At 72.4% G+C, this 12,942-nt stretch carries 12 protein-coding genes; 11 read left to right on the top strand and 1 reads right to left on the bottom strand.

Annotated elements, in window-relative coordinates; translation table 11 throughout:
- The first annotated feature begins 145 nt into the window (after positions 1-145).
- The 11 genes from VKV23_01695 to VKV23_01645 all read left to right on the top strand — a co-directional run bounded on the left by VKV23_01695 (position 146) and on the right by VKV23_01645 (position 11,508).
- Positions 146-1,390, top strand: a complete 1,245-nt coding sequence (locus VKV23_01695) for an ABC transporter substrate-binding protein (GenBank protein HLI14754.1) — start codon at positions 146-148, stop codon at positions 1,388-1,390.
- Between the two features lie 70 nt (positions 1,391-1,460).
- Positions 1,461-2,186, top strand: a complete 726-nt coding sequence (locus VKV23_01690) for an ABC transporter ATP-binding protein (protein ID HLI14753.1) — start codon at positions 1,461-1,463, stop codon at positions 2,184-2,186.
- On the top strand, positions 2,183-3,025 hold the full coding sequence (locus tag VKV23_01685; protein HLI14752.1) for an ABC transporter ATP-binding protein: 843 nt from the start codon (positions 2,183-2,185) through the stop codon (positions 3,023-3,025). The genes VKV23_01690 and VKV23_01685 overlap by 4 nt, the downstream gene beginning before the upstream one ends.
- The gene (locus VKV23_01680; GenBank protein HLI14751.1) at positions 3,022-3,894 is read left to right on the top strand and encodes a branched-chain amino acid ABC transporter permease; all 873 of its coding nucleotides are present in this window, start codon (positions 3,022-3,024) and stop codon (positions 3,892-3,894) included. The genes VKV23_01685 and VKV23_01680 overlap by 4 nt, the downstream gene beginning before the upstream one ends.
- The gene (locus tag VKV23_01675) at positions 3,891-4,913 is read left to right on the top strand and encodes a branched-chain amino acid ABC transporter permease (protein ID HLI14750.1); all 1,023 of its coding nucleotides are present in this window, start codon (positions 3,891-3,893) and stop codon (positions 4,911-4,913) included. The genes VKV23_01680 and VKV23_01675 overlap by 4 nt, the downstream gene beginning before the upstream one ends.
- A 58-nt stretch (positions 4,914-4,971) precedes the next feature.
- Positions 4,972-5,832, top strand: a complete 861-nt coding sequence (locus VKV23_01670) for a cupin domain-containing protein (GenBank protein HLI14749.1) — start codon at positions 4,972-4,974, stop codon at positions 5,830-5,832.
- On the top strand, positions 5,829-6,884 hold the full coding sequence (locus tag VKV23_01665) for a thiamine pyrophosphate-dependent dehydrogenase E1 component subunit alpha (GenBank protein HLI14748.1): 1,056 nt from the start codon (positions 5,829-5,831) through the stop codon (positions 6,882-6,884). The genes VKV23_01670 and VKV23_01665 overlap by 4 nt, the downstream gene beginning before the upstream one ends.
- Positions 6,881-7,846, top strand: a complete 966-nt coding sequence (locus VKV23_01660) for an alpha-ketoacid dehydrogenase subunit beta (protein HLI14747.1) — start codon at positions 6,881-6,883, stop codon at positions 7,844-7,846. Before VKV23_01665 ends, VKV23_01660 begins: the two co-directional genes overlap by 4 nt.
- Positions 7,843-9,333, top strand: a complete 1,491-nt coding sequence (locus VKV23_01655) for an NAD-dependent succinate-semialdehyde dehydrogenase (GenBank protein ID HLI14746.1) — start codon at positions 7,843-7,845, stop codon at positions 9,331-9,333. The genes VKV23_01660 and VKV23_01655 overlap by 4 nt, the downstream gene beginning before the upstream one ends.
- Positions 9,330-10,406, top strand: coding sequence for an amidohydrolase family protein (locus VKV23_01650; protein HLI14745.1), 1,077 nt, complete (start codon positions 9,330-9,332; stop codon positions 10,404-10,406). Before VKV23_01655 ends, VKV23_01650 begins: the two co-directional genes overlap by 4 nt.
- Entirely contained in the window at positions 10,399-11,508 is a 1,110-nt protein-coding gene (locus tag VKV23_01645; protein ID HLI14744.1) for a carbon-nitrogen hydrolase family protein, read from the top strand. Before VKV23_01650 ends, VKV23_01645 begins: the two co-directional genes overlap by 8 nt.
- Before the next feature lie 30 nt (positions 11,509-11,538).
- On the opposite strand, the gene VKV23_01640 is transcribed toward VKV23_01645, so the two are convergent.
- A complete protein-coding gene (locus VKV23_01640; GenBank protein ID HLI14743.1) occupies positions 11,539-12,936 on the bottom strand; it encodes a Xaa-Pro peptidase family protein in 1,398 nt (465 codons plus the stop codon).
- Positions 12,937-12,942 lie beyond the last annotated feature (6 nt).

Below are 12,942 nucleotides of genomic sequence, written 5' to 3'. Positions count from 1 at the left end.
CGGCGGCCGAGAGCGGACATCTACGAGCGAGGAGGGACCTTTCGGCGAGCAGGGAGCGCGAGCGAGGAGCGCTCGTGCGGTGTCAGCAGGGGGCCTCGGTGCCCAGGAGAGCCGGCAAGGCGCCGGCAGAGGAAGGGGGGTAGTGATGAGACAGCTCAGACGACGAGGCGTCCGCATCGCGGCATCGGTGCTGGGTGCGGGGGTGCTGCTGGCGACGGGCTTCGCGACCGGGGCCTTCGCGGGCACGCCGAGGACGCACCGGAGCACGAAGACGCCGATCACCATCGGCGGCACGCTCGGCATCACGGGCGCGTTCAGCGAGCCGTCCGCCGAGTACCGGGCCGTCTACCAGCTCTGGCAGAGCCAGATCAACGCGCACGGCGGCCTCCTCGGCCACCCGGTGCGCATCACCATCCTGAACGACAACAGCCAGCCGTCGACGGCCGCGGCGGAGTACCAGACGCTGATCAGCCAGGACCACGTCGACTTCCTGCTGGCCCCGTACACGACCTACGTCGGCGCACCCATCGTCCCGATCGCCAAGGCGGCCGGGAAGATCCTCTTCAACGGGGGCTTCGTCGGGGTCCAGTACTTCAACCAGGACAACGGGTGGATGGTCGGCTCCTACACCTACCAGGAGCCTGACTACCCGCTCGGCGTCTTCCGGCTCATGCAGCGCATGCCGGCCTCGAAGCGGCCGAAGAAGATCGCGATCCTCACGGCGCAGAACCCGTTCACGATCGTGGCCCAGAACGGCTACCAGGGCGTCGGTGGCGCGCTGAACTTCGCCCGTCAGAACCACATGAAGGTGGTCTTCGACCAGGAGTACCCGGCGTCGACGACCGACTTCACCTCGACGATCGAGCAGGCGAAGGCCTCCGGCGCCCAGGCGCTCATCGTGCTCGGCCTGCCGGACGACTCGGACCTCATCGCGAAGACCGTGAAGGTTGTCGGGTGGCGGCCGATGATCGAGTGCATGTGCGGCTCGCAGGTCACCACGCTGCCGAACTGGCCCTCGCTCGGCGCGGCCACGAACGGCGTGCTCGGGACCGACGTCGCCTGGCCGACCCAGCACTTCCCGGGGATGGCCACCCTGCAGGCGTTCGCCCGCCGGCGTGGTGAGCGGGTGATGCCGAACTACGACCTGACCGCCTACGCGATCTTGCAGATGCTCCAGCAGGGCGTCGTCGGCACCCACTCGTTCAACCAGGCGAAGATCCGGGCGTGGCTCCTGAGCCACGTGGTCCACACGGTCGTGGGAAGCTTCAGGCTGCTGCGGAACGGCACGCCGCCCTTCCACGAGATCGTGACCCAGACCGTCGGCTCCCTGCAGCGGCCGGTCTGGCCACCGAGCGTCGCGACGGCGAGACTTGTCGCACCGCTTCCCTAGCACCGCAGTCCGCAGCGGCGCCGTTCGGCTCGAAGCCGAGCGGCGCCGCTCGGCGGAAAGGCTCGAGCTCATGCCGAGGCTGGCAGTCGACAAGCTGTCGAAGCGCTTCGGCGGCGCGGTGGTCCTCGACCAGCTCAGCTTCGAGGTCGACGGCGGGCGCGTGCTCGGCATCATCGGCCCGAACGGGTCGGGCAAGACGACGCTCGTCAACGTGCTGAACGGCGTCTACCGGCCCACGCGAGGGACGATCACCCTCGACGGCGAGCGGATCGAGGGACGGTCCCCGCACCGGCTCATCCGGCTCGGCATCAGCAGGACGTTCCAGAACCCGCGCGTGTTCCAGTCGCTCACCCTGCTCGAGAACCTGCTGATGGTCACCGACGGCATGGGCCGCGAGGCGCGCTCGGCGAGTCGCGCGCGCGAGCTCCTGGAGTTCGTCGGGCTCGCGGACTTCGCCGACTCGGTGGCGAGCGAGCTGTCCGGCGGGCAGAAGAAGCTCGCCGAGTTCGCCCGCGCGCTCATGACGGAGCCCCGGCTCGTGCTCATGGACGAGCCCTTCGCGGGGATCCACCCGACGATCAAGGACTCGCTGATGAGCCGAATCCGCGAGACCTGCGACGAGCGGGGCATTACCTACCTCGTGGTGAGCCACGAGGTGAGCGAGCTCGTCGCGCTCTCCGACCAGTTCCTCTGCATCGCCGAGGGCAAGGTCCTCGCGGCTGGCAGCCCGCGGGCCGTCAGCGAGGACCCGCAGGTCATCGAGGCCTACCTCGGGATGCCGGTGGGAGCGGCATGACGGGCTCGGCCGGGCACGCCGGCGGCGAGGCGGTCGCGATCGAGCTCGTGGACGTGGTCGCGGGCTACTACGCCGACCAGCCGATCCTGCGAGGCCTCGAGCTGGCGTGCGCGGCCGGGCGCGTCACCGCCCTGCTCGGACCGAACGGCGCGGGCAAGTCCACGGCGCTGCGGGTCATGGTCGGACTGCTCCGCCCGGCGGAGGGGCGGGTGCTGCTCTTCGGCGAGGACGTGACGGGCCGCTCCGCGCACGAGCTGGCCCGCCTCGGCGTCGCCTTCGTTCCCCAGGGCCGCTCGGCCTTCCCCGAGCTCAGCGTCCAGAGCAACCTCGAGCTCGGTGCGTGGACGCTCGGACGCAGGCGGCGCAGGGAGGCGGTCGACGCCATCTTCGACCGGTACCCGTCGCTGCGGGACAAGCGCAAGGTGCCTGCCGGGCGCCTGAGCGGCGGCCAGCAGCGGCTGCTCGAGATCTCGCGGGCGCTCGTCGCCGACCCGAGGGTCGTCGTCGTCGACGAGCCCTCGGTCGGGCTGTCCCCGATCCTCGCCGAGCGCTCGTACGAGGAGCTGCGGCGGGTCAAGGCCGAAGGGCGAACGGTGGTCCTCGTCGACCAGAACGTCCGGCCCGCGATCGCCCTCGCCGACTACATCTACAGCCTCCGTCAGGGCAGGGCCGAGCGAGCCGGCAGGCCCGACGAGCTCGCCGGCGACCTCACCGAGCTCGTGCGCGAGTGGCTCGGCGTGGAGCACGTGCAGCGCGCGCCGAGCGGCGGCGCCGTCGGCCCCGCCGACGCGCCGGGATGGGGAACCGGCGAGAAGGACGAGAAGGAGCAGGTCGGATGACGACGGTCCTCCAGGTCGTCATAACGGGCGTGCTGCTCGGGCTGATCTACACGCTCATCGGCGCCGGGCTCACGATCGTGCTCGGCGTGCTGCGGATCGTGAACCTCTCCCAGGGCATCCTCGTCGTGATCGGCTCCTTCCTCGCCTTCGACCTCTTCGTGCGTTGGGGCATCGACCCGATCCTGTCGGTCCTCATCCTCATCCCGGTCTTCTTCGTCGTCGGCGCTCTGGCCGAGCTGCTGTTCGTGCGCGTCCCGGCGCGCGACTCGTCCTCGCGGGCGATGCTCGTGCTCTTCGGCCTCATGATGGTCGGGGAGGCGGTCGCCACGCTGGCGTGGACGACGGACTCGCGCTCGATCGCGGTCGGCTACGCCAACGGCAGCATCGCCTTCAGCGGGATCGTCGTGCCCGAGGACTACCTCATCATGGCCGGCGTCGCGATCGCCGTGCTCGGCCTCACCGAGCTCCTCCTCTACCGGACGATGCTCGGCAAGGCGCTGCGCGCCGTGGGCCAGAACCGGCAGGCCGCCGAGGTCCTCGGCATCGACTCGGCCTGGATGGCCACCGTCGTGTTCGGGCTCGGCACCGCGCTCGCCGGGGCCGCTGGCGCCGCCCTCGGCGTGCTCTTCCCCTTCTCGACGCAGCTCGACAGCCAGTGGCTCGCCTACAGCTTCATCGTCGTGCTCATCGGCGGCCTCGGGGGCGTCCGCTCGTCGCTCGTCGGCGGCCTCGCGCTCGGCGTCGGCCAGGCGGTCTTCAGCCAGGTCCTCCCGCTCGACATCGTGCCGGTCGTGCTCTACGGGATCCTCGCCGCGGCGCTCATCGTGCGGGGCGGCGGGATCGGCCTCGCCCGGGTGAGGCGGATATGAGCACGACCGAGGTCCGCGTCCCGCCGCCGGCGAGGGCGCCGGGGCGCGGCCAGCTCGCCGTGCCCGGCGGCGAGCGGCTCTGGGCGCGCGTCGGCTGGGCGGTCTTCGCGCTCGGCATCGGCCTGCTCGCGGCGTTCGGTGCGACGACCGGCCAGCTTGGGACGCTGCGCGTCGCGACGACGGTGCTCATGTACGTGGTGCTCACCGAGGCGTGGAGCGTCCTCGGTGGCTTCGGCGGCTACCTGAACTTCGGCATGGCGATGTTCTTCGGCGTCGGTGCCTACACCGCCGCCATCGTCTCGAACCACGCGGGCATCCCGCCGCTCGCGACCGTCGTCGCCTGCGGCGCGGTCGCGGGCATCCTCGCCGTCGTCGTCGGGATCCCGAGCCTCCGTCTGCGCGGCGCCTACTTCGCGATCGTGACCTTCGTGCTCACGCTGGCGATCCAGCAGCTCGTCTCGGTGCTCGGGATCACGAACGGAGCGCTCGGGCTCTACCTGAAGCCGGTGTCGATGAGCCCTCGGGCGAGCCTCGAGCTCTACTTCTTCATCTTCCTAGGCGGCGCCGTCGCCGCGACCCTGCTCACGCGCCAGCTCGCCCGGTCCCGCTTCGGGAGCGCGCTCGTCGCCATTCGCGAGGACGAGGACGCCGCGGAGATCCTCGGGATCCCCACGACGCGGGTGAAGACGCTCGCGTTCGTCCTCGCTGCCGTCATCGCCGGCATGGTCGGCTGCGTCTACGCCTCGCAGCTGTACTACATCGAGCCGACGGGCACCTTCGACTTCGCGATCTCGCTCAACGTCGTGGTCGGCGCGATCGTGGGCGGCGTCCAGAGCTGGGTCGGGCCCCTGCTCGGCGCGGGCACGACCCAGCTGCTCTCCCAGGAACTGCTCACGAGGACCCAGGGCGTCGAGGGCAACCTCGTCCTCGGCGCGCTGCTCGTCCTCTTCGCCCGGTTCGTGCCGGGCGGGATCGTCGGCGTCGTCAGGCGCCGGGGCGGGACGAAGGTGACCGTCTAGCTCGTGGCTGTCGGCCGCCGGACCCCCGGCGGGGAGCGTGGAGGAGCGGAGGTAGCGAATGCGACACGAGGTGCTGCGGTCGGGCGACCGACCCTGGAAGGAGCACGCCGACGGGCCGGACGGTGCCGCCGGCTACCGACGGCAGGTCCTCATCGACGAGGCCTGCGGGAGCGTCCACCTGACGCTCGGCTGGGCGGCGCTCGACCCAGGCGCCGAGGTCCGCACGCACGTCCACTCCTTCGAGAAGACGATCTACGTCGTCGAGGGCTCGCTCGACCTCGCCCTCGGGGGCGCGGTCCACCGCCTCGGCGTCGACGACTACGCCCTCGTGCCGCTCGGCTCGCTGCACGCGCTCCGCTCGGTCGCCGGCGCGCGCTGGCTCGAGGTCATCGCCCCCCAGGCGCGCCTCGAGCCGCGGGACACGTTCGCGCTCGGGGAGCCTCCCGACTGGAGCCGCGCGGCGGTGCCCGACTTCGCGAGCCCGGTGCGCGGCCTGGTCGGCCACTTCAGCGAGGACCAGCTCCCGCCGCCGTCGAAGCTGCAGATGGAGGGCTACAGCGGGGGGGACGTGACGGGCATCCGGCTCAAGATGCTCGTCGACCGCGTGTTCGGCGCGCAGCACATGAACGTGTTCATGGTCGAGTTCCAGCCCGGCGGCGCGGGCAACTCCCACGACCACCCGCTCGAGGAGGCGTACGTCATCCTCTCGGGCAGGGCGGACGCGCTGCTCGACGGGCAGCGCTACGAGGTCGGCGTCGGCGACGTCGTGTGGACCGGCGTCGGGGGGGTCCACGCCTTCTTCCCTGCCGGGGGGGCGCCGGTGCGCTGGATCGAGGTGCAGGCGCCGCAGCCGCCCGCGCAGCACGCCTTCCGCTTCCTCCAGCAGTGGCGGCACGTCGAGGAGCACCTCGAGCGATGAGGTTCCGAGCCGCGAGGAGCGCTGGGTCGACGGACGAGGTGTCGTCCGAGCCGCCCGCGCTCGGCCCGCCAGCGCCCCCGCTCGAGGTGCGGATCCAGCTCTACCGGTCGATGGTCGAGATGCGCGCCTTCGAGAAGCGCGCCTACGACCTGTTCCTCCAGGGCCTGGTGAAGGGGACGAGCCACCTCGGCCTCGGCCAGGAGGCGGTCGCCGCCGGCTTCGGCGCCGCGATGCGACGCGAGGACTACACGTTCGCCACCTACCGGGGGCACAACCACACGCTCGCCCGGGGGGTGCCCATGGCGCCGGTCATGGCCGAGCTCATGGGACGCCAGCTCGGCCTGATGGCGGGGAAGGGCGGCTCCATGCACCTGACGAGCGTGGAGCACCGCATGATGGGCTCGTACGCCATCATCGGTGCCCACCTCACGATCGCGAACGGTGCCGCCTGGTCCTCGAAGCTGCGCGGGTCGCCGGAGGTGACGGTCTGCTTCTTCGGCGACGGGGCGACGAACATCGGTGCCTTCCACGAGGCGCTGAACCTGGCCTCGGTGTGGCGGCTGCCGATCGTCTTCGTGTGCGAGAACAACCGCTGGATGGAGTACACGCCGATCGCGTCGGTCACCGCCGTCGCCCACCCCGCCGCCGACCGCGCCCGCTCCTACGGCCTCGAGCCGACGGTGGTGGACGGGAACGACGCGGACGCGACCTACCACGTCGCGCGCGAGGCGATCGAGCGGGCTCGAGCAGGGGGCGGCCCGAGCCTCATCGAGGCCGAGACCTACCGCCACGGCGGCCACTCGCGCGCGGATCCGGGCAAGTACCGTCCGGAGGCCGAGGTGCAGGCCTGGCTCGAGCGGGACCCGATCCCCCGCTACCGCGAGCGCCTCGCGGCGGCCGGCGTCGCCGAGTCGGTCCTCGCGCAGATCGAGGACGCCGCCCAGGCCGCGGTCGACGAGGCGACCGAGCGGGCCAAGGCGAGCCCGACGCCGGACCTCTCCCTCGTCGAGGCGGACGTGTTCGCCGACGGAGGTGCCTCGTGGCGGAGATGACCTACCGCGACGCCGTCGCGCACGGCATCGCGCAGGAGATGGCGCGTGACCCGTCGGTGGTCCTCGTCGGTGAGGACGTCGCGGCGGCGGGCGGGGTGTTCAAGGCGACCGTCGGCCTGCTGGAGCGCTTCGGTCCCGATCGCGTCTTCGACACGCCGATCTCCGAGCAGGCGATCCTCGGCGTGGCGATGGGCGCCGCCATGACCGGCATGCGCCCGATCGCGGAGATCATGTTCTCCGACTTCTTCGCCGTCTGCTGGGACCTCGTCGCCAACGAGATCGCGAAGGCCCGCTACATGACGAACGGGCAGGTCAGCGTGCCGCTCGTGATCCGCTCCGGCAACGGCGGCGGCTCGCGCTTCGGCGCGCAGCACTCCCAGAGCGTCGAGAACTGGGCGATGGCGGTGCCGGGCCTCAAGGTGGTGGCACCGTCGACCCCCCGCGACGTCGTCGGCCTCCTCGCCGCGGCCGTGCGCGACCCGGACCCGGTACTGTTCTTCGAGCAGAAGTCGCTCTACCCGACCAAGGGCGAGGTCCCCGACGGTGAGATCGTCGACGAGCTCGGGAAGGCGAGCGTCCTGCGCCGCGGCGGCGACGTGACGATCGTGGCGCTCGCCGCGATGGTGCCTCGGGCGCTCGCAGCCGCCGAGGAGCTCGCCCGTGACGGGATCGAGTCGACCGTGATCGATCTCCGCTCGCTGGTGCCGCTCGACGTCACGACCGTCGCCGAGTCGGTCGCCGCGACCGGCCACCTCGTCACCGTCGAGGAGAACCCGCGCCTGTGCGGCTGGGGCGCCGAGCTGTCCTCGATCATCGCCGAGGAGAACCTCTTCGACCTCGACGGCCCGATCGTGCGGGTGACCACGCCCCACGTCCCGCTGCCCGCTGCCGATGCCCTCGAGGATGCGGCGATGCCGAGCATCGCGCGCATCGCCGACGGCGTGAGGAGGTCCTGCAAGTGACCACGACCGCTGACCGCCCGGCGGATGCCCGCCGGGTCGCCGAGGAGCTTCTGACCTGGGTCCCGACGGGCCTGCTCGTCGGGGGCGAGTGGCGGGACTCCTCCGACGGCTCGCGCTTCGAGGTCCTCGACCCCGCGAGCGAGGAGGTCATCGCCACGGTCGCCAACGCCACGCCCACCGACGCGAGCGCCGCCGCCGACGCTGCCGCCTCGGCGATGCCGGCGTGGGCGGCGACCGCGCCGCGCGCGCGCGCCGAGGTGCTGCGCCGCGGCTTCGAGCTCATGGTGGGCCGCGCCGAGGAGCTCGCCCGGCTCATCGTGCTCGAGAACGGCAAGGCGCTGCGCGACGCGCGCGCCGAGGTCGCCTACGCGGCCGAGTTCTTCCGGTGGTACGCGGAGGAGGCGGTCCGCAACGTCGGCGAGCTCATGACCGCCCCGTCCGGGGCGAACCGCATCCTCGTCACCCGCCAGCCGATTGGCGTCGCGGCGCTCATCACCCCGTGGAACTTCCCGGCGGCGATGCTGACGCGCAAGATCGGCCCCGCGCTCGCGGCGGGCTGCGCCGTCGTCTGCAAGCCGGCCTCGGAGACCCCGCTCACGGCGCTCGCCATCGCGCGCCTGCTGGAGGAGGCGGGCGTCCCACCGGGCGTCGTGAACGTCCTCGCCTCCAGGCGCTCCGGGCAGATCGCCGCCACCTTGCTGGGCGACGAGCGCGTGCGCAAGCTCTCCTTCACGGGCTCGACCGAGGTGGGCCGCGAGCTGCTCGCCCTCGCCGCCAGGCGCGTCGTCAGCTGCTCGATGGAGCTCGGCGGCAACGCCCCGTTCATCGTCTTCGACGACGCGGATCTCGACGCGGCCATCGCCGGGGCGATGGTCGCGAAGATGCGCAACGGCGGCCAGGCCTGCACGGCGGCGAACCGCTTCTACGTCCACGAGGGCGTCGCCGGAGAGTTCTCGCGACGCCTCGCCGAGGCGATGGGGGCCCTCAAGGTCGGCCCCGGCCTCGACGAGAGCGTGGACGTCGGCCCGCTCGTCAACGGCCCGAGCAGGGACAAGGTCGACGAGCTCGTGAGCGGCGCGCTCGAGGGGGGGGCGCGCACGCTCGTCGGCGGGAGCCGGCCCGCGGGCAGGGGCTTCTTCTACCCGCCGACGGTCCTCGAGGGCGTGGCGCCGGGCGCGGCGCTGCTCGGGACCGAGATCTTCGGGCCGGTCGCGCCGGTCGTCACCTTCGCGAGCGAGGCGGAGGCGATCGAGCTGGCGAACGCGACCGGCTACGGCCTCGTCTCCTACCTCTACACGTCGGACCTCGCTCGCGGGCTGCGGGTCGCCGAGGCCCTCGAGTCCGGCATGGTCGGGTTGAACCGTGGCCTCGTGTCGGACCCCGCCGCTCCCTTCGGCGGCGTGAAGGAGAGCGGGATCGGGCGAGAGGGCGGCCACGAGGGGATGCTCGAGTACCTCGAGCCTAAGTACATCGCCTGCTCGTGGTGAGCGACCCCGTGGCGAGGGGCGCGGACGTGCCCGGCGCGCGCGCCCCGGGGCGTGCCGTCGACGTCCACCAGCACCACGTGCCGGCGTCGCTGCGCGCGTCGCTCGAGGAGCGGGCCCGGCACGACGCCGCCTTCGCCCGGCAGTTCGCGACGGTGCTGACCGACTTCGCCGAGGCGCTCGCCGACGTCGACGGGCGGCTCCGCCAGATGGACGCCGCCGGCGTCGAGGTGGCGGTGCTCGCCGCTCCTCCACCGGCCGCCGAGGCGGTCCCCGTCGAGCGGCGCGCGGCGCTCGCCGCGGCCGTGAACGACGAGCTGCTCGCGCTCGCCGAGAAGCACCCGGGCCGCTTCGCGATCGCCCTGTGCCTCCCGCTGCCCGACGCGGCCGCAGCCGTCGCCGAGGTGCGGCGTGTCGGCAGCGCCGGGGCCGCCGAGGCCGTCTCGCTGCTCGCCCACCTCGACGGCGTGGCGGTCGACGACGACGCCTTCGACGAGCTCTACGGATCGTGCGCCGCGGCCGGCCTCCCCGTGCTGCTCCACCCGGCGCTCGACCCGATCGCGCCGGCCTTCGGTGACTGGAACCTCGCGAGCGCGATCGGCGCACCCGTCGAGACGACGCTCGCCGCGGCACGCCTCGCGCTCGGGGGGACCCTCGACCGGCACCCGGCGCTCGACGTCGTCGTGCCGCACCTCGGCGGGCTCGTGCCGTTCCTCTTCCAACGGCTCGAGGACCAGGCGAGCCCCGGGGAGGCGGCGCACCCGCTCAGCCACTACTGGCGCGAGCGCTTCTACTACGACACGTGCTCGTTCCACGCGCCGGCGCTCGCCTGCGCGATCGACAGCGTCGGGGCCGAGCGCCTCCTCCTCGGCTCGGACTACCCGTTCCGCGGCGGGGTCGCCCGGGCGGTCGACGACCTGTCGGTGCTCGGTCACGGCGAGCGCGCGCTCGTTGCGGCAGCCAACGCCGCGCGCTGGTTCGGCGGCGGTTCTCGTGGCAACGGAGGAAGCGAGCGAGACCGGGACAAGCGAGACCGGGACAAGCGAGACAGGGAGAAGGAGGAGAACGGTGGGTGACACCTATCCGAGGCTCCGGATCGCGGCCGTGCAGGCGGCGCCGGAGTTCCTCGACCGCGACGGCACGATCGACAAGGCGTGCGAGCTCATCCTGCGAGCAGGGCGCAACGGCGCCGACCTCGTCGGGTTCCCGGAGAACTTCGTTCCGGGCCACCCGGTCTGGTTCTACTACCACGCGGCGACGAGCAGCGAGAGCCAGGCGTTCAACGTCGCGCTCTTCAAGAACAGCGTCGAGATCCCCTCCGACGCGACGGACCGCATCTGCAAGGCGGCGGCGCGCGCCGGCACGAACGTCGTGCTCGGCATGACCGAGCGCCGTCCGGGCACGACGGGGACGCTCTACAACACGCAGCTGTTCGTCGGGCGCGACGGCCAGATCCTCGGCCGGCACCGCAAGCTGGTGCCGACGGTGGGGGAGCGCCTCGTGCACGCCTGGGGGGACGCGGGGACCCAGCGCGCGGTGCTCTTCGACATCGGACCGGTGAGCGGCCTCATCTGCGGCGAGAACTCGAACCCGCTCGCCATCGCCGCGCTCTCCTGCCAGTACCCCTACGTGCACGTCGCAAGCTGGCCGAACCACTTCATCCCCGACTGGTGCGGGATGCAGGAGACGAGCCTGCTCGCGAGCCGCAACGTCGCGTACATGAACAAGTGCTACGTCATCAGCTCCTGCGGGACGAACAGCGCGCGCATGCGCGAGCTGCTGCCGGTGACCGACGAGGACCGCCGGTTCCTCGCAGACCCGCGCACCTCGGGCGGCTCGGCGATCATCGACCCTCTCGGCTCGATCGTGGCGGGTCCGATCGCCGGCGACCGCGAGGAGATCCTCTACGTCGACACCGACCCGGACCTCATGCTTCGGGGCCGGATGGTCCACGACTTCGTCGGCCACTACAACCGCGCCGACATCTTCCGTCTCCACGTCAGCACCCGCTCGCGAAGCGTCGTGGAGTTCGAGGACGGGGTCGCGCTCGCCTCGACGCCGCAGGCGACCGTCGAGCGCGAGGTCGCGCTCGCCGTGCCCTCCCTCGCCCCGGCGCAGCCGATCGACCAGGGACGCGCCGTCCCCGCCGTCGAGGCGAGCGTCCCGGCCTCGACCTGAGCGGCGACGCCGAGGCCGCTGCCCGGCGCCTCAGGCGCCGGGCAGCGGAGAGCTCCCGGTCCAGTAGCGCGTCCCGGCGACGAGGAGGTCCGCGGCGGGGAAGCGGGTGATGACCCGGCACCCCGTCTCGGTCACCACGACCTCCTCCTCGATGCGCGCGGCGGCGCTCGAGTCGGTCGTCGGCCAGTAGGTCTCGAGGGCGAAGACCATCCCGGTGACGAGCTCGACCGGGTGCTCGAAGGAGTGGTAGCGGCTCATGAGGGGAGGCTCCCAGTTGCTGAGGCCGATGCCGTGGCAGTACTGGAGGCCGAAGGCCTCCTCCTCGTCGGCGTAGCCGAAGTCCTCGGCGGCGGGGAAGGCGGCGACGACGTCGGCGCTCGTGGCGCCGGGTCGGATCCGGGCGATGGCCTCGTCCATGAAGGCGCGCGCACGCGCGTAGGCGTCTCGCTGGTCGGGCGAGGAGCTCGCGACGTTGAAGGTGCGGTAGTAGCACGTGCGGTAGCCGTTGAAGGAGTGGATGATGTCGAAGTAGGCGGTGTCTCCCGGCCTGATCAGCCGGTCGGAGAAGACGTGGGGGTGCGGGGCGCAGCGCTCGCCGGAGATGGCGTTCACCGCCTCGACCTCCTCACTGCCGTGCTCGTAGAGGTAGCGGTTGACGAGGGCGACGCACTCGTTCTCGCGCACCCCCGGGCGCAGGAACTGGTAGAGCTCGTCGTAGGCGCCGTCGACGAGGCCCGCGGCGTGCTCGAGGAGGGCGATCTCGTCGGTCGTCTTGATGGCGCGCAGCTGCTGCATGAGGCCCTGGCCGTCGACGACGTGGAGCCCCTCGGCCTCGAGCGCCCGCAGGACCGGGAGCTCGACGACGTCGACCCCGAGGGGTTCGCCGGCGAGGCCGCTGTCTCGCAGGATGCCCGCGATCCTCCGGGCGTTGCCCGCCTCGACGCCGACGTCCTCGGGGATCGAGCCGCGCCAGCTCGACAGCCCGGCGCGCCAGGCCCCCTCGTCGAGCCAGTCGCCGTAGCGTCGGTGCTGGCGGGCCGCGGACCCGATGGTCCACAGGATCGGGTCGCGATCGCGCTGGAGCAGCACGCAGCGGAAGAGCTTGTCGCGCGCCCAGTTGCCGATGTGCGTACCCGTCGTGTAGCGGATGTTGTTCATGTCGAACAGCAGGAGGGCCCCGAGGTCGCTCGCCGCGAGGCCGGCCTGGGCTCGCGCCAGGCGCTCGGCGCGCAGCCTCGCCATGTCGGCGCGGTGCTCCCAGTCGACGGCGGTGACCGCCCCCGGCGACGCGACGGCCGCCGGCTCGGTGCGCGGCGGGCCGACCGCCCGGCCCGCTGCAGCCACGGCGGCGGCGATCGACGACGGCGAGACGCTCGGCGCTCGCGGCCCGTTCGAGGCGGGGCTGGTGACGGGGGTGACTGGTGGCACGGCTCC

Source organism: Acidimicrobiales bacterium, assembly GCA_035294085.1.
Classification (GTDB): Bacteria; Actinomycetota; Acidimicrobiia; order Acidimicrobiales; family Bog-793; genus DATGLP01.
The sequence above is the reverse complement of the archived record's forward strand: the minus strand, read 5'-3'. Positions and strand labels throughout refer to the sequence as shown.

Excerpts from the sequence above, each read along its gene's own strand:
- VKV23_01685 (HLI14752.1), top strand. The coding sequence starts at position 2,183 with ATGACGGGCTCGGCCGGGCACGCCGGCGGCGAGGCGGTCGCGATCGAG.
- VKV23_01690 (HLI14753.1), top strand. The coding sequence starts at position 1,461 with ATGCCGAGGCTGGCAGTCGACAAGCTGTCGAAGCGCTTCGGCGGCGCG.
- VKV23_01695 (HLI14754.1), top strand. The coding sequence starts at position 146 with ATGAGACAGCTCAGACGACGAGGCGTCCGCATCGCGGCATCGGTGCTG.
- VKV23_01670 (HLI14749.1), top strand. The coding sequence starts at position 4,972 with ATGCGACACGAGGTGCTGCGGTCGGGCGACCGACCCTGGAAGGAGCAC.
- VKV23_01680 (HLI14751.1), top strand. The coding sequence starts at position 3,022 with ATGACGACGGTCCTCCAGGTCGTCATAACGGGCGTGCTGCTCGGGCTG.
- VKV23_01675 (HLI14750.1), top strand. The coding sequence starts at position 3,891 with ATGAGCACGACCGAGGTCCGCGTCCCGCCGCCGGCGAGGGCGCCGGGG.
- VKV23_01660 (HLI14747.1), top strand. The coding sequence starts at position 6,881 with ATGACCTACCGCGACGCCGTCGCGCACGGCATCGCGCAGGAGATGGCG.
- VKV23_01665 (HLI14748.1), top strand. The coding sequence starts at position 5,829 with ATGAGGTTCCGAGCCGCGAGGAGCGCTGGGTCGACGGACGAGGTGTCG.